At 64.8% G+C, this 16,141-nt stretch carries 19 protein-coding genes and 1 rRNA gene; 5 read left to right on the forward strand and 15 right to left on the reverse strand.

Annotated features, from left to right (window positions below):
• The 4 genes from PQU89_RS05635 to PQU89_RS05650 form a co-directional block, all read right to left on the reverse strand.
• Window positions 1-73 (reverse strand): 16S ribosomal RNA (locus tag PQU89_RS05635); the annotation flags it as partial.
• Window positions 74-407: 334 nt separating this feature from the next.
• Window positions 408-869 (reverse strand): SixA phosphatase family protein, encoded by a 462-nt coding sequence (locus PQU89_RS05640; protein ID WP_272765006.1) that lies wholly within the window; start codon window positions 867-869, stop codon window positions 408-410.
• 49 nt (window positions 870-918) lie between these two features.
• The gene (locus PQU89_RS05645; protein WP_272765007.1) at window positions 919-1,632 is read right to left on the reverse strand and encodes an LrgB family protein; all 714 of its coding nucleotides are present in this window, start codon (window positions 1,630-1,632) and stop codon (window positions 919-921) included.
• Window positions 1,629-1,988 carry a CidA/LrgA family protein gene (locus tag PQU89_RS05650; RefSeq protein WP_272765008.1) on the reverse strand — a complete coding sequence of 120 codons (360 nt, stop codon included), beginning with the start codon at window positions 1,986-1,988 and terminating at the stop codon, window positions 1,629-1,631. Before PQU89_RS05650 ends, PQU89_RS05645 begins: the two co-directional genes overlap by 4 nt.
• A 79-nt stretch (window positions 1,989-2,067) precedes the next feature.
• Between PQU89_RS05650 and PQU89_RS05655 the strand changes: the two genes are divergently transcribed.
• From PQU89_RS05655 to PQU89_RS05665, 3 genes are all read left to right on the forward strand, one after another.
• Complete coding sequence (locus PQU89_RS05655; RefSeq protein WP_272765009.1) at window positions 2,068-2,598, forward strand: chorismate--pyruvate lyase family protein; 531 nt, start codon at window positions 2,068-2,070, stop codon at window positions 2,596-2,598.
• The gene (ubiA, locus tag PQU89_RS05660) at window positions 2,598-3,470 is read left to right on the forward strand and encodes a 4-hydroxybenzoate octaprenyltransferase (RefSeq protein ID WP_373322783.1); all 873 of its coding nucleotides are present in this window, start codon (window positions 2,598-2,600) and stop codon (window positions 3,468-3,470) included. Before PQU89_RS05655 ends, ubiA begins: the two co-directional genes overlap by 1 nt.
• A 175-nt stretch (window positions 3,471-3,645) precedes the next feature.
• Window positions 3,646-3,984, forward strand: coding sequence for a GrlR family regulatory protein (locus tag PQU89_RS05665; RefSeq protein ID WP_272765010.1), 339 nt, complete (start codon window positions 3,646-3,648; stop codon window positions 3,982-3,984).
• Here PQU89_RS05665 and PQU89_RS05670 read toward each other — a convergent pair.
• The 3 genes from PQU89_RS05670 to PQU89_RS05680 are packed head-to-tail and all read right to left on the reverse strand — an operon-like array spanning window position 3,953 to window position 6,922.
• Window positions 3,953-4,660, reverse strand: a complete 708-nt coding sequence (locus tag PQU89_RS05670; protein ID WP_272765011.1) for an ABC transporter ATP-binding protein — start codon at window positions 4,658-4,660, stop codon at window positions 3,953-3,955. The two genes, PQU89_RS05665 and PQU89_RS05670, sit on opposite strands and share 32 nt — an antisense overlap.
• A 4-nt stretch (window positions 4,661-4,664) precedes the next feature.
• Window positions 4,665-5,879, reverse strand: coding sequence for an ABC transporter permease (locus PQU89_RS05675; RefSeq protein ID WP_272765012.1), 1,215 nt, complete (start codon window positions 5,877-5,879; stop codon window positions 4,665-4,667).
• Window positions 5,876-6,922, reverse strand: a complete 1,047-nt coding sequence (locus PQU89_RS05680) for an efflux RND transporter periplasmic adaptor subunit (RefSeq protein ID WP_272765013.1) — start codon at window positions 6,920-6,922, stop codon at window positions 5,876-5,878. The genes PQU89_RS05675 and PQU89_RS05680 overlap by 4 nt, the downstream gene beginning before the upstream one ends.
• 76 nt (window positions 6,923-6,998) lie before the next feature.
• Here PQU89_RS05680 and PQU89_RS05685 point away from each other — a divergent pair, with 76 nt between their 5' ends.
• A complete protein-coding gene (locus tag PQU89_RS05685) occupies window positions 6,999-7,331 on the forward strand; it encodes a DUF2322 family protein (RefSeq protein WP_272765014.1) in 333 nt (110 codons plus the stop codon).
• Between the two features lie 131 nt (window positions 7,332-7,462).
• Here the strand turns inward: PQU89_RS05685 and PQU89_RS05690 are convergent, their stop codons facing one another.
• The 8 genes from PQU89_RS05690 to purM all read right to left on the reverse strand — a co-directional run bounded on the left by PQU89_RS05690 (window position 7,463) and on the right by purM (window position 14,974).
• The gene (locus tag PQU89_RS05690) at window positions 7,463-8,707 is read right to left on the reverse strand and encodes a uracil-xanthine permease family protein (protein ID WP_272765015.1); all 1,245 of its coding nucleotides are present in this window, start codon (window positions 8,705-8,707) and stop codon (window positions 7,463-7,465) included.
• Window positions 8,708-8,757: 50 nt separating this feature from the next.
• Window positions 8,758-9,405 (reverse strand): hypothetical protein, encoded by a 648-nt coding sequence (locus PQU89_RS05695; protein WP_272765016.1) that lies wholly within the window; start codon window positions 9,403-9,405, stop codon window positions 8,758-8,760.
• 72 nt (window positions 9,406-9,477) lie between these two features.
• On the reverse strand, window positions 9,478-10,110 hold the full coding sequence (upp, locus tag PQU89_RS05700) for a uracil phosphoribosyltransferase (RefSeq protein WP_047968469.1): 633 nt from the start codon (window positions 10,108-10,110) through the stop codon (window positions 9,478-9,480).
• Window positions 10,111-10,358: 248 nt separating this feature from the next.
• Entirely contained in the window at window positions 10,359-10,676 is a 318-nt protein-coding gene (gene grxD / locus PQU89_RS05705; protein ID WP_272765017.1) for a Grx4 family monothiol glutaredoxin, read from the reverse strand.
• A gap of 54 nt (window positions 10,677-10,730) precedes the next feature.
• Window positions 10,731-12,026 (reverse strand): RsmB/NOP family class I SAM-dependent RNA methyltransferase, encoded by a 1,296-nt coding sequence (locus tag PQU89_RS05710; RefSeq protein ID WP_369793050.1) that lies wholly within the window; start codon window positions 12,024-12,026, stop codon window positions 10,731-10,733.
• Window positions 12,022-13,131 (reverse strand): DUF3108 domain-containing protein, encoded by a 1,110-nt coding sequence (locus PQU89_RS05715; RefSeq protein WP_272765018.1) that lies wholly within the window; start codon window positions 13,129-13,131, stop codon window positions 12,022-12,024. The genes PQU89_RS05710 and PQU89_RS05715 overlap by 5 nt, the downstream gene beginning before the upstream one ends.
• Before the next feature lie 2 nt (window positions 13,132-13,133).
• Window positions 13,134-13,769 (reverse strand): phosphoribosylglycinamide formyltransferase, encoded by a 636-nt coding sequence (gene purN, locus PQU89_RS05720; RefSeq protein ID WP_272765019.1) that lies wholly within the window; start codon window positions 13,767-13,769, stop codon window positions 13,134-13,136.
• A 167-nt stretch (window positions 13,770-13,936) separates the two neighbouring features.
• Window positions 13,937-14,974: a phosphoribosylformylglycinamidine cyclo-ligase gene (gene purM / locus PQU89_RS05725; protein WP_272765020.1), complete on the reverse strand. Its 1,038-nt coding sequence runs from the start codon at window positions 14,972-14,974 to the stop codon at window positions 13,937-13,939.
• A gap of 87 nt (window positions 14,975-15,061) precedes the next feature.
• On the opposite strand from purM, the gene PQU89_RS05730 reads away from it, so the two are divergent.
• Window positions 15,062-16,141: an AI-2E family transporter gene (locus PQU89_RS05730; protein WP_373322798.1), complete on the forward strand. Its 1,080-nt coding sequence runs from the start codon at window positions 15,062-15,064 to the stop codon at window positions 16,139-16,141.

Genomic DNA, 16,141 nt, shown 5'->3' on the forward strand with positions numbered 1-16,141 from the left:
GTTACCGTTCGACTTGCATGTGTAAAGCATGCCGCCAGCGTTCAATCTGAGCCAGGATCAAACTCTTCAGTTCAATCTCATAGCAATTTTTTGGCACGCAAGTTCAAAGAAACATCGTTCCTAAGAATCATTGCAGTGCAAGTATTTGGCTTGGCCAGACACTTACACCTATCGGTTATTCGTTCTGTTAAAGAGCAGTGCTGAACCGCGTTTCGTTTGCGGCGTCAGCTGAGGAGGCGAACTATAGCGAAGCCGACCACCCGCGTCAACACCCCAAAGCGGACTTTTTGGTGCAAAACCGACAACCCCTTGATTTTACAGCCACCCCACTGCCAACAAAAATGAAAAAGGTTGGCCGCAACGCTTGCGGCCAACCTTTAGCACGAGAATAAAGCGCGACAATCGTATTAATCGATGCCCAGCATCGCAGGTGTCATCATCGCCTTGAGACGAACTTGCTCGATGCCGTGGCGTTCACGATGGCTAAGCCACCAGATGGCACCTTTCTTGACGCTCCACAGCAGCGGCTGTTCGCTCATCAATGTGGCGGCGAGACGACCGATGTAGGGTTGATGACCGACCAGCACGATGGTCTTGCCGCTGCGCGGCCAGTCGATGGCCGTCAGCACCTGTTCGACCGAGGCATCCGGGTTCAGCGCCGGCACGACCTCATAACTCTTGGCAAACAGTGCCGCGGTTTGTTGCGAGCGCAGCGCCTCGGAGGCGAGCAGCGCAAAATCATCGGGCAACTGCTTACGCAGCCAAGTTGCCATCGCGCTCGCCTGTTTCTGGCCGCGACGGGTCAGCGCGCGCTGCATGTCGTCAGAGCCTTCCTCGGCTTCGGCATGACGCCACAAGATGAGATCCATATCTTTCCTTAGTCTTATTGTTTGGCCGCCATATGCTGTGCCATGTGTATTACGACAGCAAGAAATGCACCAACAATGGTGCCACCACCGCGGTGACAAAACCGGTCAGCCCCATTGCCAGACCGGCAAAGGCGCCGGCAGTTTCAGAGATCTGGAATACGCGAGCGGTACCGATGCCGTGCGCAGCGATGCCGGTGGCGACACCCAGCACCACGTCATCGTTCATGCGCAACAGCGTCAGCAGCGGCTTGGCCAGCACCGCACCGATGATGCCAGTGACGATGACAAAGGCGGCAGCCAGGGTGGGGATGCCACCAATGGCCTCGGCCACACCGATCGCAATCGGCGTGGTGGCCGAACGCGGCGCCAGGCTGAGCACGATTTGTGGCGGCATGTCGAAGGCGACGGCAATCAGCACCGCACTGGCCACGCCAGTGACGCTGCCGACCACGATGCTGCTCAGGATGGCGAAGGCGCTGCGTTTGAGCCGCGCCAGATTGTTGTAGAGCGGAATCGCCAGCGCGACGGTGACCGGCCCGAGCAGGAACTGGATAAAGCTGGCGCCACGGAAGTACTCGTCGAAACTCAAGCCCAACGCCAGCAGGCTGACGATCAGCAGTCCGGCACCGACCAGTACCGTGTTGGCCAGTGGATGGCCGTGATAGCGGCGACTGACACTCAGCGCGACGCGGTAGGCCAGTAGCGTCAGGAAGATGCCGGTCAGCGGCGACTGGCGCAACCATTCATATAGCGTCGGCGTCATGACCTGATCTTTCTGCTTTTTTGACGGTGTAACAGCAAGGTCAGCGTCAGCGCGCTGATCAGCAGCGTTGCCAGCGTCGACAGCAGCAACACCGCCGCCATCGCCAGCGGTCGCTCGGCCAGCAGCGGCCAGAAGGCGAGGATGCCGGCACCGGCGGGAATGAACAGCAGCGACATGTGCGTCATCAGCCGCGGCACGTTGTGGCGCAGCGTGTCGGGAATGCCCTTGCGCAGGCACAGCGTCAGGAACAGGAACAGCATGCCGAGCACGGCACCGGGAATGGGCCAGCCGAGGCTGCGCGCCAGCAACTCGCCGGCAAACTGGTAGCCCAGCAGCCACAGGAAGGTTTCGATCATCGACAACTCACAGGGTGGTCACAAGGTTGGCCGCACGCAACTGCGGCGGGATCGGACGGGTTTTGGCATAATGCGCCGCATGACGCCTTTTTCTGACTGGTCGGCCCAGTTGCCGCCAACTTCACCGCTGCTGGCAGAGTGCATCACCGTCAGCGGTTCGCTCACCAACTACCTGATGGCAACCGGCCACGACTTCGCCGTCAGCGTGCTGCAGCAAGGCAGCGACGCGGTTCATGCCGACGAAACCGCCCTGTTCGAGCTTACCCCAGATAGCCAATTGCATGCCAGACACGTTTGCCTGACGCTGGCCGGCAAGCCGGTGGTGGTGGCGCGCAGCGTGTGCCTGCCGGAATGCCCGGTGTGGCGCCCTATCCTGGAACGCGGCAGCCGTTCGCTGGGACTGACCCTGTTTGGCGACCTGCCGCAACTGCGGCGCGGCACGCTGGACTTTGCCGAGCTGCACGCCGGACACCCGCTGTTTGCGCTGGCGCAGGCGCATGATCCCTATGCCAGCAGCCGCTATCTGGCTCGCCGCTGCCTCTTCGAGCTGGACGGGCAGCGCCTGCTGGTTTGTGAAATCTTCTTGCCGGAACTGGAGCAGTTGCTGTGATGAGCATGGACTTTATCAAGGAGCGGCTGACGGTCTACGGCCAGCTGATGCGTATCGACAAGCCGATCGGCACCCTGCTGCTGCTGTGGCCGACGCTGTGGGCACTGTGGATCGCCTCCGCCGGCCAGCCGGACTGGCAGCTGCTGCTGATCTTCACCCTCGGCACCTTTTTGATGCGCTCCGCCGGCTGCGTGATCAACGACTTTGCCGACCGCCACATCGACATGCATGTGGCGCGCACCAAACAGCGGCCATTCGCCCGCGGTGCGGTGAGCAGCAAGGAAGCGCTGCTGCTGGCCGCGCTGCTGGCCCTGCTCAGCCTGCTGCTGATCCTGCCGCTGAACCGGCTGACCCTGCTGCTGTCGCTGCCGGCGGTGTTCCTCGCCGCCAGCTACCCGTTCACCAAGCGCTTCTTCCCGCTGCCGCAGGCCTATCTCGGACTGGCCTTCGGCTTCGGCATCCCGATGGCGTTTGCCGCGGTGACCGGCGACGTACCGCTGCTGGCGTGGCTGCTGTTCCTGGCCAAGGCGCTGTGGACCATAGGCTACGACACCGCCTACGCGATGACCGACAAGCCGGATGACCTGAAGATCGGCATCAAGACCTCGGCGATCACCTTTGGCGATCACGACGTGCGTGCGGTGATGCTGTGCCACGCCGCCTTCATCGCGCTGATGACCGGTATCGGCTACAGTCTCGGCCTCGGCTGGCCGTACTACCTGTCGCTGCTGCTGTCGGTGCTGCTGATCGGGCGCCAGTACCTGGACATCCGCCACCGCGACCGTGCGCTGTGCTTCAAGGCCTTTCTCGACAACAACCGCGTCGGCGCGGTGATCTTTGCCGGGCTGGTGCTGGCTTACTGCCTGCGCTGAAGCGGCACACCGTGACACGCAAAGCGGGCAGCCACTGGCTGCCCGCTTTGTTTTGCCGCCGCGCCGGCCGGCTGGCGGCCGCATCCAGATTTATCTGTCGTGATTTGTGGTCTAAGTTGAAACAGGTAGCTGCCTGCCGGCAGACAGCAGATCTTCCCCTCGAAGGAGACGCACCATGATTAACGGTATCTATCACGTCACGGTATCCACCAGCGACGGCCAGCACAGCGATGGCCAGTGGGTAATCGACAACCATTCGCTGCAGGGCACCGATGCCACCTCGCGCTATCAGGGGCAATTCCACCTTTCCGGCCAGCACGTGGCGATGCAGATGAACGTGTCGCGCCACCAGGAAGCAGAGCGCACGCTGTTTGGCCCGGCCATGCAATACCTGCTGTCGCTGAACGGCCACTTCATGAGTGACAGCAATGCCTTCAACCTGTCCGGCCCGGTGGCGCACGTGCCGGCCCTGTTTGCCACCATCAGCGGTCACTGGCTGAAGGCACTGGACTGACGAGCCCGTCCGGCTGCAGTTGGCCGTCCAGCAGCCGGATCTGGCGCGGACAGCCATCGGCCAGTCGCTGGTCGTGAGTGACGATCAGGAAGGTGGTGCCATCCTCGCGATTGAGCTCATGCAGCAGCGCAAACACCTCGTTCGCCGTCTGGGTATCGAGATTGCCGGTCGGTTCATCGGCCAGCACCAGCCGCGGGCGATTCATCAGCGCCCGCACGATGGCGACGCGCTGCTGCTGCCCGCCCGACAACTGCACCGGCTGCTTGGCGGCATGCTCGGCCAGCCCGACGCGCTGCAACAGCATGGCCGCGCGCTGCCGGTCCTGCGACGTGACCCGCCCCTGGCCGGCAAACAGCGGCATCATCACGTTTTCCAGCGCCGAGAATGCCGGCAGCAGATGGTGGAACTGGAACACGAAACCCAGATAGCGATTGCGCAAGGCGGTGCGCGCCGCGTCGTCGAGGCTGGCGGTGGCGGTATCGGCAATGCGCAGCTCACCGGCAGTCGGCGTCTCCAGCAGCCCCATGATGTTCAGCAGTGTCGACTTGCCGGAGCCGGACGGCCCCAGCAACGCGGCAAACTCGCCTTCCGCCAGCTGCAAGTCGATACCGTGCAGCACCTCAACCAGCGGCGACTTGCCGCCGCCGTAGCTTTTCTTCACCCTTTCCAGCGTCATGATTTTAGCCACGGATCGCCACCACCGGGTCCAGTCTGGCCGCGCGCAGCGCCGGCAGCAGTGCCGCCAGCACCCCGACCAGGGTCGCAATCAGCGCGGTGGTGATGAACAGCTCGCCGTCCAGCACCACCGGAAACAGCGGGCTGCCGTCCTCGGTCTTAGCCAGCCGGCTGATGCCCTCCGCCATCACCGCCCCCAGCAGCGAGCCGAACAGCGAGCCGAACAGGCCGACGAGCCCCCCCTGCAGCAGGAACACCGCCAGGATGCGCGACGCCGGCGTGCCCATCGCGCGCAGGATGCCGATCTCGCGCTGACGCTGCACCACCGTCACTACCAGCACGCTGGCGATGCCCAGCGCCACGGCAAAGGTGACGAACACGCGGATCATCAGGCTGGAGGCGGTCTGACTTTTCAGCGCCGTCACCAGCTGACCGTTGCTGGACTGCCAGCTGTCCGCGGTCAGGCCGGTGGCCAGTGCCAGGTTGGCCGCAAGGCTTTCCGCCTCGAACAGGCGCTCGCTCTTGACGTAGATTTCGGTGATGTCGCGCTGGAAGCCGAGCAGGTTCTGCGCCTCGCGCAGCGGCAACAGTACCCAGCGCTTGTTGAGGTCCTTGAGGCCGAAATCGAGAATCGCCCCCACCGTCATGCTCTGGCTGCCGCCGGTTGCGGTCTGCAGGCGCAAGCGCCCGCCCGGCTGCAGGCCCAGATCCGCAGCCAGCTCCTTGCCGATCAGCGCGGTACCGGTCGGCAGCAGCAGGCGCCCGGCTTGCAGCTTGTTGTCCAGCCGCACCACCTGGCTGTAGTCGTCAAGCTCGACCCCCATCAGCACGATGGACTTGCGCACGCCGCCCTGTTGCGCGACGCCTGGGCCGCTGGCCATCGCCGCCACCGCGCTGACATTGGGCGTGCCGCGCGCCCGTGTCACGATGCCGCTCCAGTTGGCGATGGTGTTCTCGTGCTGCGTGCGCTTGGCGATGTCGGCCAGCTTGACGCTGCCCGGCACCGTCAGCGGCGCCTGGTTGACGATGTCGGCCGGGCGCAGCACTACGTGCGCCTGGGTCGACAAGGTACGGTCGATGATGTTGGCCTGCAGGCCGCTGACGATGGCGGTGATGTAGACGATGACGCCGACACCGATGCTGACCCCGGCCAGGATCAGCGCGGTCTGGAAGCGACCCTCGCGCAGCAGCCGCCACGCCACCGTCCACACGAAGTTCATGGCGCCGCCTCCACGATCCGCACGCGGCTACTGGCCGCCAGCAACGGAAACGGCGTGACCACCGCCATGCCGGCCCGCAGCCCCCGCAGGATCTGCACCTTGCCTTCCACCACCGCGCTGACCTGTACCGGATGCAGCTGCAGGCGCCCGTGCTGCACCAGCGCCACTTGGCCGCGCTTCACCGCATCGGCCGGCAGCAGCAGCACCTGGCGCAAGCGCGCGGTCTCAATCTCCGCCGACACCGTCATCCCCGGCAGCAGGAAGCCGCCGTCCTCGCCCAGCAGCACCTCCACCTCCAGCGTGCCGCGGTCGTTATCCACCTGTGCCGCGATGCGGCCAACCTTGCCGGCCACCCGCCGCGCCGGAAAGGCATCGGCCGCGATCAGCGCCGGCTGGCCGCTGGCCAGTTGCGCCAGCTGGCGTTCGTCGACATCCAGCAGCACGTGTTTCGGGCCGGCGGCGGCAAAGCTGAGTCTGGCGCTGCCGGCGGTGAGCAGGTCGCCGACCTCCACCTCGCGCTCCAGCAGCACGCCGTCGGCCGGCGCACGGATCTGCGCCTGCGCCAGCCGCGCCTGATACTGCGCCAGCTGTGCCTGCAGCTGCGCCACCCGCAAGCGAGCCTGATCGCGGCTGCGCTGCTGGCCATCCAGCGCCGCCTGGCTGACAAAGCCCTGGCGGAACAGCGCCAGCTGGCGCTGCAACTGGCGCTCGGCATCGGTCTGCTGCTGGCCGGCATCCTCCAGCTGGGCGCGGGTCTGCTGCAACTGCGCCAGCAGCTCTTCCGGCTCCAGCTGCAGCAGCACGGTGCCGGCGGTCACCGTCTGGCCCTTGGCCACCGGCGTCGCCACCACCCGGCCGCCGATGGTGGCGCCAAGCCGGCTCTGATGGCTGGCCTCGACGCGGCCGCTGGTGACCACCGTGCGCACCACGTCCTGCGCCGCCAGCGTCACCACCGTCACCACCGCCGGCCGCCACCACCAGTAGCCGACAGCCAGCAGCGGCAACAGCAAAAACAGGAACAGCAGGATTTTGCGGCGCGTCATGTCAGGTAAACTCGGGGAATAGAGAAAGGTCTGATTCCATTCTACGAAACATCTTGCCCACGGAGCTTTGATCATCATGAAATTTGCCGACATTCTCGCCACCCTGCCCACCATCGACGGCATTGCCGCGCTGATGCTGCTGGATGCCGCCGGCGAACCGCTGCAACGCCTCGACAACAAGCCGGGTACCGCCGGCTCGGTGCGCGTCTATCACGCGCTGGTAAAACGCTTCGGCCACATCGACAAGGCGGCGGCGCGCGAAGGCCTGGCGCTGTACGCCGAACACACCGACGACGCTCGCGCCCACCCCGGCAAGCACCCCAATATCGACCGTCTGCTGGCGATTACCGAACAGGACGCGCCCGGCCTGCGCGTGCGCATCGTGCTGGACGACAGCGCCGAGGGCTGATCCGCTCGGCCGCAAAAAAACCCGCCACTGCTGGCGGGTTTTTTCATGGCAACGCGCGGCGGCACTCCCCCGCGGCGCGTCATGCGCCAAGGCTGGCCGCAAGCTGCGGCCAACCCTGGCTGTTACAGCCTCTACACGTCCTGACCTTCGACGATGCCGTCGTGGCTGGCGGCCTGCTGCGGCAGGATCAGGTTCAGCAGGATGGCCAGCACCGAGCACAGGCCGACGCCGACCAGGCTGAACGAGCCGAAGGTCAGCTCCAGCCCGCCGATGCCGGAGGTCAGCACCACCGAGATGATCACCAGGTTGCGCGGCTCCATCAGGTCGACCTTGGCCTCGATCAGCGTCTTCAGGCCGATGGAGGCGATGGTGCCGAACAGCAGTACCATGATGCCGCCCATTACCGGCATCGGGATCGACTGCAGCAGCGCGTTGAACTTGCCGAAGAAGGCCATGCAGATGGCGAACACCGCCGCCCACGTCATCACCACCGGGTTGAAGTTGCGGGTGATCATCACCGCGCCGGTCACTTCGGCGTAGGTGGTCACCGGCGGGCCGCCGATGGCACCGGCGATGCACACGCCGAGGCCGTCGCCGGCCAGGGTGCGATGCAGGCCCGGGGTCTTGGTGTAGTCCTTGCCGGTCACGCCGCCAATCGCCATCACGCCGCCGATGTGCTCAATCGACGGGGCGATCGCCACCGGCAACATGAACAGCGCCGCCGCCCAGTTCACTTCCATGCTGCCGAAGGCCGGCACCACGAACCACGGCGCGTTGGCAAGCTTGTCGAAATCCACCACGCCGATGAAGGCGGCCACGATGTAGCCGACGGTGACGCCGGCCAGGATCGGCACCAGCTTGAACATGCCGCGCGCAAAGATCGACACCACGATGGTGGTGGCCAGCGATACCGCCGCCAGCAGCAGCGAGGTCTCGTACGGCATGATCTGGTTGCCACCGGCACGGCCCATCGCCATATTCGATGCAGCACTGGCCACCGAGAGACCGATGATCATGATCACCGGCCCGATCACCACCGGCGGCAGCAGGCGATTGACCATCGCCATGCCACGCCAGCGCACGATGGCGGCGAACACGAAGTACATGAAACCGGCGCAGAACAGGCCGAACATGGTGGCGCCCTGCCCCCAGGTCTGCATCGAGTAGATGATGGGGCCGATGAAGGCGAACGAGGAGCCGAGGAAGATCGGCACTTGGCGGCCGGTGCACAGCTGGAACACCAGCGTGCCGACACCGGCGCCCAGCAGCGCCATCGCCGGATTGAGGCCGGTCAAGAGCGGCACCAGCACCAGCGCGCCGAAAGCGACGAACAGGATCTGGGCACCAGATACCACCGTCTTCAGTTGTTGAAACATGCTGTGTTTTCCTTATTGTTGTTGAAATTGTGCGCCGCGCGGCCGACGCCTCAGGCTGTCGCGCAATACATGATCGCCTGGGCAATGATATTGTCCTGCCCCGCCGCCAGCGTACTGTGCGCGCGAAACTGCTGCACCATCGCCTGCACCCGGCGGTAGGTGTCGTAATTGGGCAACGGCCGGTAGTGGATGTCGACGTCCAGTCGTGCGGCCAACTTCTTGATGGTGGTCGGCTTGATGCAGACGTGCTGTTGCGGGTCGCTGTAGGCGAGGAAGCAGCTTACCAGCGGCCATTTGGCGGCATTGGCCTTGCCGTCGTGGCGGCACAGCTGCAGCACGTCGACAAAATCGGCAAAGCTGGTTTCGTCAAAGCGGTACAGCAGCGCGTAGAGCGCCGCCACGAACGGGCGGTGCACGTCGCTGAACGCCAGGTAGTTGCGAAACGCCATGCGCTCGAAGGTGCTGACCGTGCTGCAGCGGGCGACGATCTGGCGGCAGCAGTCGATCACCGTCGCCGTATTGCCGCTGTCGATGGCGGCGCGCAGCAGCGGCTCGCTCAGGCCGTCGCGGCACAGTTGCAGCACGCGGTCGATGCCGCGGTGCTTCCTGCCCAGCGCCAGCCACGCCTCGTCCTGCAGAGCGTGCGGGAAGCGCAACAGAAAATCATGTTCCAGCTGTTGATAAGCATTGTGCTGCATCGACATTCCCCCCGCACAAGGTTGGCCGCAACCGTGGCGCCACTGCCGGCTCAGGCAGGCGGCGCCTGGTCGTCAGGCGTGTTTGGTACCGAAGATCTTGTCGCCGGCGTCGCCCAGGCCCGGGATGATGTAGCCGTGCTCGTTGAGGTGGCTGTCCAGCGACGCGGCCACGATCTGCACGTCTGGATGGGCGTCGTTGACGGCCTTGACGCCTTCCGGCGCCGCCACCATCACTACCGCCTTGATGTGCTTGCAGCCGTTGCGCTTGAGCAGGTCGATGGTGGCGATCAACGAGCCGCCGGTGGCCAGCATCGGGTCGATGATCATGGCGATGCGCTCGTCGAGGTTGCCGACGAATTTCTCGAAGTAGGACACCGGCTCCAGGGTTTCCTCGTTGCGCGCCAGGCCCACCACGCTGATCTTGGCCGACGGCACCAGATCGAGCACGCCGTCCAGCATGCCGATGCCGGCGCGCAGGATAGGCACCACGGTCACTTTCTTGCCCTTGATCTGCTGCACTTCCATCGGGCCGCACCAGCCGTTGATGGTGACGGTTTCCAGTTCGAAATCGCGGGTGGCTTCATAGGCCAGCAGGCGCGCCAGCTCCTGGGTCAGCAGGCGGAATTTCATGGTGCTGATGTCGCCCTCGCGCAGCAGGCCGAGCTTGTGCTGCACCAGGGGATGATTGACGACGGTAATGTTCATGGCAGGATCCCAGACCTTGGCAAAAAGCGGCCCCGGAACCGGGTTCCGGCAAACCGCTTTCGGTAATCGATAAAACCGGCTGCACCAGGCGGTGCAGGCGTGAGGTATGGGGCGACATTATACAATCATTTCAAACGCCCCGCTGCACGCCACACTCCGGGTTCACCCTTGCCCGCCGCACGGGCGGCGAATAACAAAACAGCCCGTGGCGCGAGGCACACGGGCTGTCGAAGCGTAGCAAGAACGGCTTAGTTGGCCAGGTCTTTCAGTACTTCCTGCAGTTCGCCGGACTGGTACATCTCGTACATGATGTCGGAGCCGCCGAGGAACTCGCCGTTGACATACAGCTGCGGAATGGTCGGCCAGCTGGCGTAGTCCTTGATGCCCTGACGGATTTCCGGATCGGCCAGCACGTCAACGGTGACGAAGGTGTTCACGCCACAAGCCTTGAGGATCTGTACCGCACGGCCGGAAAAGCCGCACTGCGGGAACTGCGCCGAGCCCTTCATGAAAAGCACGACAGGGTTTTCGGTCACGGTCTGACGGATGGTGTCCTGGATCGACATGGTATTCCTCTTTCAAGTGGTCGCGCCGGGCGCATACCCGACTAAATCAATGGGTTATTGTAGACCTGCTTCGGCTTCCGGCTCAAGTGCGGCATCCGCCACCCCGGCCTTGCGCTGCAGCACCGCGGCAAAGAAGCCGTCGGTATTGTGCTGGTGCGGACGCAGTGCCAGATAGTCGCCGGTATCCAGCGCGATCTTCTGCTCGGCCAGCACCTGGTTGGCCGGCACCAGCTCGAACGCCGGGTGGGCGGCAAGAAAGGCCTCGACGATGGCCTGGTTTTCCTGCGGCAGCAGGCTGCAGGTGGCGTACACCAGCCGGCCGCCGGCCTTCACCAGCCGCGCGGCGGAGGCCAGAATCGACTGCTGCTTGGCATTGAGTTCGGCCACGCTGTCCGCGCTCTGACGGTACTTGAGGTCCGGATTGCGGCGCAGGGTGCCGAGGCCGGAGCACGGTGCATCGACCAGCACGCGGTCGGCCTTGCCGGCCAGACGCTTCACCTTGGTGTCGTTCTCGTGCGCGATCAGCGTGGTGTTGACGTTGGACAGCCCGGAACGTGCCATGCGCGGCTTGAAGTTGGCGAGACGTTTTTCCGACACGTCGAACGCATACAGGCGGCCGGTAGAGGCCATCTGCGCGCCCAGCAGCAGGGTCTTGCCGCCGGCGCCGGCGCAGAAGTCGACCACCATTTCGCCACGACGGGCACCGGTGAGCAGGCCCAGCAGCTGGCTGCCCTCGTCCTGCACCTCGATGGCACCGCCGACGAACAGCGGGTGCTTGGCCAGCGACGGCTTGCCCTTCAGGCGGATGCCGATCGGCGAGTACGGTGTCGCCTCGCAGGCGACGCCGGAATCCTGCAGCTGCACCAGCGCGTCGTCACGCTTCAGCTTGAGGGTGTTGACGCGGATATCCAGCGGCGCGGCAGAGGCCAGGCCCTTGCCCAGCGCCACCACTTCTTCTTCCGCCAGCGGCGGCAGCATGTCCAGCACCCACTGCGGCAGCGCCGCACGCGCGGTCAGCTCTTCCGGCAGCGGCGCGCCCTTCAGCGACGACAGCCATTCGCGCTCGGTTTCCTTGATGATGCCGTCCAGCTCGCGCAGGTTGGCGCCACCGATGCGCACCAGCGTGGCCAGCGCCAGCTTGCGGGTGTTGGCACGTTGGCCGCACAGCGCGCGCAGCGTTTCCAGATGACGCAGGCAGGCGAAGGCGGTTTCCGCGATCAGGTGACGATCGGTGGCGCCCAGCTTGCTGTTGGCACGGAAGTGGGCGGTGAGCACGGCATCGGCCGGGCGGTCGAACTTCACCATCGCGAACAGTACCTGTTCGATCTGGTTGAATTGCTGCAGGTTAATTTTCATATTTACTAGACCTTTGGGGTGGCGGTGTCCACACTACCGCACCGTTAAATTCAATCAGTGTCGCGCGCAATTCAAAGCGCTTGTCGTTATCCGCCAGCATGATGCGGACGGGCAGATTGGCAAAGTCCGGCGCCAGCCAGAACTCGAACAAATCCTTGTCATTGCGGGCGCGCAGCACCAGCACTCGCAGCGTGCCGCCCCCCGCCTCAAAATCCGTTTCACCGGCCAGCTGCAGCGCAAACTGGTACACCTTCTTGCCGGTGGTCACCTGCCGCGTCGCCGCACCCGGCTGCTCACCGCGCAGACCCAGCTCGAAGGCGAGGCTCATCCAGTCCAACGCCCCCGGCTGCAGCGGCGCCTGTTTCGCCTCCTTGTCGCCGTAGTCCAGCACGCCGCCGGCCCAGTCGAAGCGGGCGTATTCGCGCGGCTGCTCGTTGCGGCTGGCGCTGAAGCGCTGCGGCTGTAGGCCGTTGCGGCCAACCTCGCCGTGCACTTCGTAGCGCAGCGTCGGGCCGATCAGCGGCTTGACCGTGGTGACGATGCGATAGTCGCCACCGCTGCGCTGCCAGCTCATCTCACCACGCCCTAGCTGCAGGCCGCTGCTCAGCAGCGCGTATTCCAGCCGCGCGGCATCGGGAAAGCGCGCCAGCTTCGACGCAGCCGGCTCGCCTCGCTCCGCGCCCGGTGACGCGACTGCCGCCGGTGCCGATGCTTCGGCCGCGCGCTGGGCACCGCCAGCCGGCGTCACCGCTGCGGTCTCACCCGATGGCACGGCAACGGGTTTGGCTGGTAGCGGCTTGGCCTTGGCACGCTTGGCTGGCCGCGGCACCTGCACCGGAGGCGCCGAAGCGTCGCCCGCTGCGCCATCCTCGGTGGCGGCGACCATCCCCAGCGCCACCGCTGCCGGCGCCGAGGCATCGTCTTGTGCCGGCGCCATCGCCTGCAGCGAGATCGTCAGCTTGCGCAGCGGCGCCTCGTCCTCCGGTGCGCTGCCATCGAAGGACAACAGGCTGCCGCCGAACAGCAGCAGATGCAGCAGCAACGACAACAGCAGCGCCAGTAACAGCGGCCACCACCGGCGCCGCCGCGCGGGCATCATCTTCAGAGCACCGGCACCTGCAGCGCCAGGCCGGCGGCGGCGGCATCTACACCGCCGATGCGGCCGTTGCGGATCTGCAGCTCGCCGGCGGCGAAGCGGCGCACCGCTTCCGGATACAGCCGGTGTTCCTGCTGCAGCACGCGTGCGGCCAACGTGGTTTCGGTATCGTCGTCCAGCACCGGCACCACCGCCTGCGCCACGATCGGACCATGGTCCAGCTCGGCGGTGACGAAGTGCACGGTGCAGCCGGCCACCTTGCAGCCCATGTCGATGGCGCGCTGGTGAGTATGCAGGCCAGGGAAGGACGGCAGCAGCGACGGGTGGATGTTCAGCATCCGCCCCTCGTAACGCGCGGTGAACGCCGGCGTCAGGATGCGCATGAAGCCGGCCAGTACCACCAGATCGGGGGCGAAGGCGTCGATCTCGGCCGCCAGCTGCGCGTCGAACGCCTCGCGGCTGGCAAACTGCTTGTGATCCAGACCGACGGTGGCGATGCCGCGCGCCGCCGCCCAGGCGAGGCCGGCGGCATCGGGACGGTTGGCGATCACCGCGGCAATGCGGGCGCCGGGGATGTCGGCATCGACGATGGCCCGCATGTTGGAGCCGCGGCCGGAGATCAGGATTACGATGTTTTTCATGTCAGCAATTCAGCGTAGGTGTTGCCGGCTGGCACGCGCCACACCTAGGGGCACCGTCGCCGGCAGCGGGCAACACCGCATTCAATAACAAACCACATCGGGCGTGCCCGATAAATGACAAACGCCGCCAGCAGTGCCAGCGGCGCCGGTCACATCAGTTCAGGCGCTCAGGCAACCTGGGTCTGATGCTCGTCACCGTTACGCGCACGGATCACCCCGATGCGCGATACGGTTTCACCCTGCTCGGTCAGGAAGGCGGCCGCGGCGTCGGCATCGGCCGCGTCCACGATCACCACCATGCCGATACCGCAGTTGAAGGTGCGATACATTTCCTGGGCATCGACATTGCCTTCCGCCTGCAACCACTGGAACAGCTTAGGCAGTTCCCAGCTGCCCGCGTCGATCTGCGCCACGGTGTTTTCCGGCAGCACGCGCGGGGTGTTTTCGGTGATACCGCCACCGGTGATGTGCGCCATGCCCTTCACGGTCAGCTTCTCCATCAGCGCCAAGAGCGGCTTGACGTAGATGCGGGTCGGCGCGATGACGGCCTGACGCAGGGTCTTGCCGCCGTCGAACTCGGCGTCCAAATCCGGCTGCGCGCGATCGATGATCTTGCGTACCAGGCTGTAGCCGTTGGAGTGCACGCCGTTGGATTTCAGGCCGAGTACAACGTCGCCCGGCTTGATGTCGCGACCGGTGATGACCTTGCTCTTTTCCACCACGCCGACGGCAAAGCCGGCGAGGTCGTATTCACCCACCGGGTACATGCCCGGCATTTCGGCGGTTTCACCGCCGATCAGTGCGCAGCCCGCTTGTTCGCAACCCTGGGCAATACCCTTGATCACATCGGTGGCTTGCGGCACATCCAGCTTGCCGCAGGCAAAGTAGTCCAAGAAGAACAACGGCTCGGCGCCCTGTACCAGAATGTCGTTGACACTCATGGCCACCAGGTCGATGCCGACGGTATCATGCTGGTTCCAGTCGAAGGCCAGCTTCAACTTGGTACCGACACCGTCCGTGCCGGAAACCAGCACCGGCTCCTTGTATTTCTTGGAGATTTCCACCAGTGCGCCGAAACCGCCGAGGCCACCGAGGACTTCGGGACGCATGGTGCGTTTGGCAAACGGCTTGATGTTTTCGACGAGCGCGTCACCGGCATCAATATCGACACCGGCATCGCGGTAACTGAGGGACGTGGTATTCAAGGTCTACTCGCTTTCTGCTAACGTGATCGTTTTCCTGCTGCGGCAAACGGGCTCTTGGCCCGAAGCGCCTGTATTTTAACTGAAAAGCTGATGGAACGCTCCCGCACAAACTATCTTCCGTGGTTGATTGTCACTATCACCCTCGCCGGCGCGGTATGGCTGCTTGACCGGCTGTCCGCGGTGCTGACCCCGTTTGTCACCGCCGTCGTGCTCGCCTACATCCTCGACCCGGCCGTCGATTACCTGCAAAAACACGGTTTATCACGCATCTTGTCGCTTGTTTGCGTGATGTTTGCCGGATTTTTCGCCATCCTCGCGCTACTGCTGATCGTGATCCCGATGCTGGTCAGCCAGGGCCATGCACTGGTGGAAAGGCTGCCGGCGGTGGTGGATTTCATCCAACAGCAGGCGCTGCCGTGGCTGAACCAGCTGCTCGGCACCAAGCTGAGCCTGGACACGCAAAGCTGGCGCAACGCGCTGAGCAGCAACACCGGCAACCTGCGCCAGTTGCTGGCCAAGCTGGCGCCGCAGCTGGGTTACGGCGGCGCGCTGCTGCTGAGCATGCTGGCCAACCTCAGCCTGCTGCCGGTACTGCTGTTCTACTTCCTGCACGACTGGGACCAGATGGTGGTGCGCGTCGGCACGCTGGTGCCGCGGCGCTGGGCGCCGGCGGTTGGCCGCATCGCCCGCGAGCTGGACGAAGTGCTGGGCCAGTTCCTGCGCGGCCAGCTGTCGGTGATGCTGCTGATGGCCATCATCTACGGCGGCGGCCTGGCGCTGGTGGGGCTGGAGTCCGGCCTTGCCATCGGCATCATCGCCGGCCTGCTGGTGTTCATCCCCTACGTCGGCGCCTTTCTTGGCCTGCTGCTGGCGACGCTGGCCGCCGTCCTGCAGTACAACGGCTTCAACGGCCTCGTGCTGGTGTGGAGCGTGTTCGTGGTCGGCCAGACGCTGGAAAGCTTCCTGATCACGCCCTACCTGGTGGGCGAACGCATCGGCCTGTCGCCGGTGACGGTGATCTTCGCGCTGATGGCGTTCGGCGAGCTGATGGGCTTCGTCGGCGTGCTGCTGGCACTGCCGCTGGCGGCCATCAGCGTGGTGCTGGCGCGTTATCTGGTGCAGCGTTATTTCAACAGCGGCTTTTATCAGCGTAAAATCGATTCCTGA

Source organism: Vogesella indigofera (genome assembly GCF_028548395.1).
Taxonomy (GTDB): Bacteria; Pseudomonadota; Gammaproteobacteria; order Burkholderiales; family Chromobacteriaceae; genus Vogesella; species Vogesella indigofera_A.

Bases quoted from the DNA above. Each gene is read 5' to 3' on its own strand.
- PQU89_RS05645 (WP_272765007.1), bottom strand. From the start codon at position 1,632: ATGACGCCGACGCTATATGAATGGTTGCGCCAGTCGCCGCTGACCGGC.
- PQU89_RS05685 (WP_272765014.1), top strand. From the start codon at position 6,999: ATGAAATTTGCCGACATTCTCGCCACCCTGCCCACCATCGACGGCATT.
- upp (WP_047968469.1), bottom strand. From the start codon at position 10,110: ATGAACATTACCGTCGTCAATCATCCCCTGGTGCAGCACAAGCTCGGC.
- PQU89_RS05695 (WP_272765016.1), bottom strand. From the start codon at position 9,405: ATGCAGCACAATGCTTATCAACAGCTGGAACATGATTTTCTGTTGCGC.
- PQU89_RS05665 (WP_272765010.1), top strand. From the start codon at position 3,646: ATGATTAACGGTATCTATCACGTCACGGTATCCACCAGCGACGGCCAG.
- ubiA (WP_373322783.1), top strand. From the start codon at position 2,598: ATGAGCATGGACTTTATCAAGGAGCGGCTGACGGTCTACGGCCAGCTG.
- PQU89_RS05715 (WP_272765018.1), bottom strand. From the start codon at position 13,131: ATGATGCCCGCGCGGCGGCGCCGGTGGTGGCCGCTGTTACTGGCGCTG.
- PQU89_RS05650 (WP_272765008.1), bottom strand. From the start codon at position 1,988: ATGATCGAAACCTTCCTGTGGCTGCTGGGCTACCAGTTTGCCGGCGAG.
- PQU89_RS05680 (WP_272765013.1), bottom strand. From the start codon at position 6,922: ATGACGCGCCGCAAAATCCTGCTGTTCCTGTTTTTGCTGTTGCCGCTG.
- PQU89_RS05640 (WP_272765006.1), bottom strand. From the start codon at position 869: ATGGATCTCATCTTGTGGCGTCATGCCGAAGCCGAGGAAGGCTCTGAC.
- PQU89_RS05690 (WP_272765015.1), bottom strand. From the start codon at position 8,707: ATGTTTCAACAACTGAAGACGGTGGTATCTGGTGCCCAGATCCTGTTC.
- PQU89_RS05675 (WP_272765012.1), bottom strand. From the start codon at position 5,879: ATGAACTTCGTGTGGACGGTGGCGTGGCGGCTGCTGCGCGAGGGTCGC.
- PQU89_RS05655 (WP_272765009.1), top strand. From the start codon at position 2,068: ATGACGCCTTTTTCTGACTGGTCGGCCCAGTTGCCGCCAACTTCACCG.
- purN (WP_272765019.1), bottom strand. From the start codon at position 13,769: ATGAAAAACATCGTAATCCTGATCTCCGGCCGCGGCTCCAACATGCGG.
- grxD (WP_272765017.1), bottom strand. From the start codon at position 10,676: ATGTCGATCCAGGACACCATCCGTCAGACCGTGACCGAAAACCCTGTC.
- PQU89_RS05670 (WP_272765011.1), bottom strand. From the start codon at position 4,660: ATGACGCTGGAAAGGGTGAAGAAAAGCTACGGCGGCGGCAAGTCGCCG.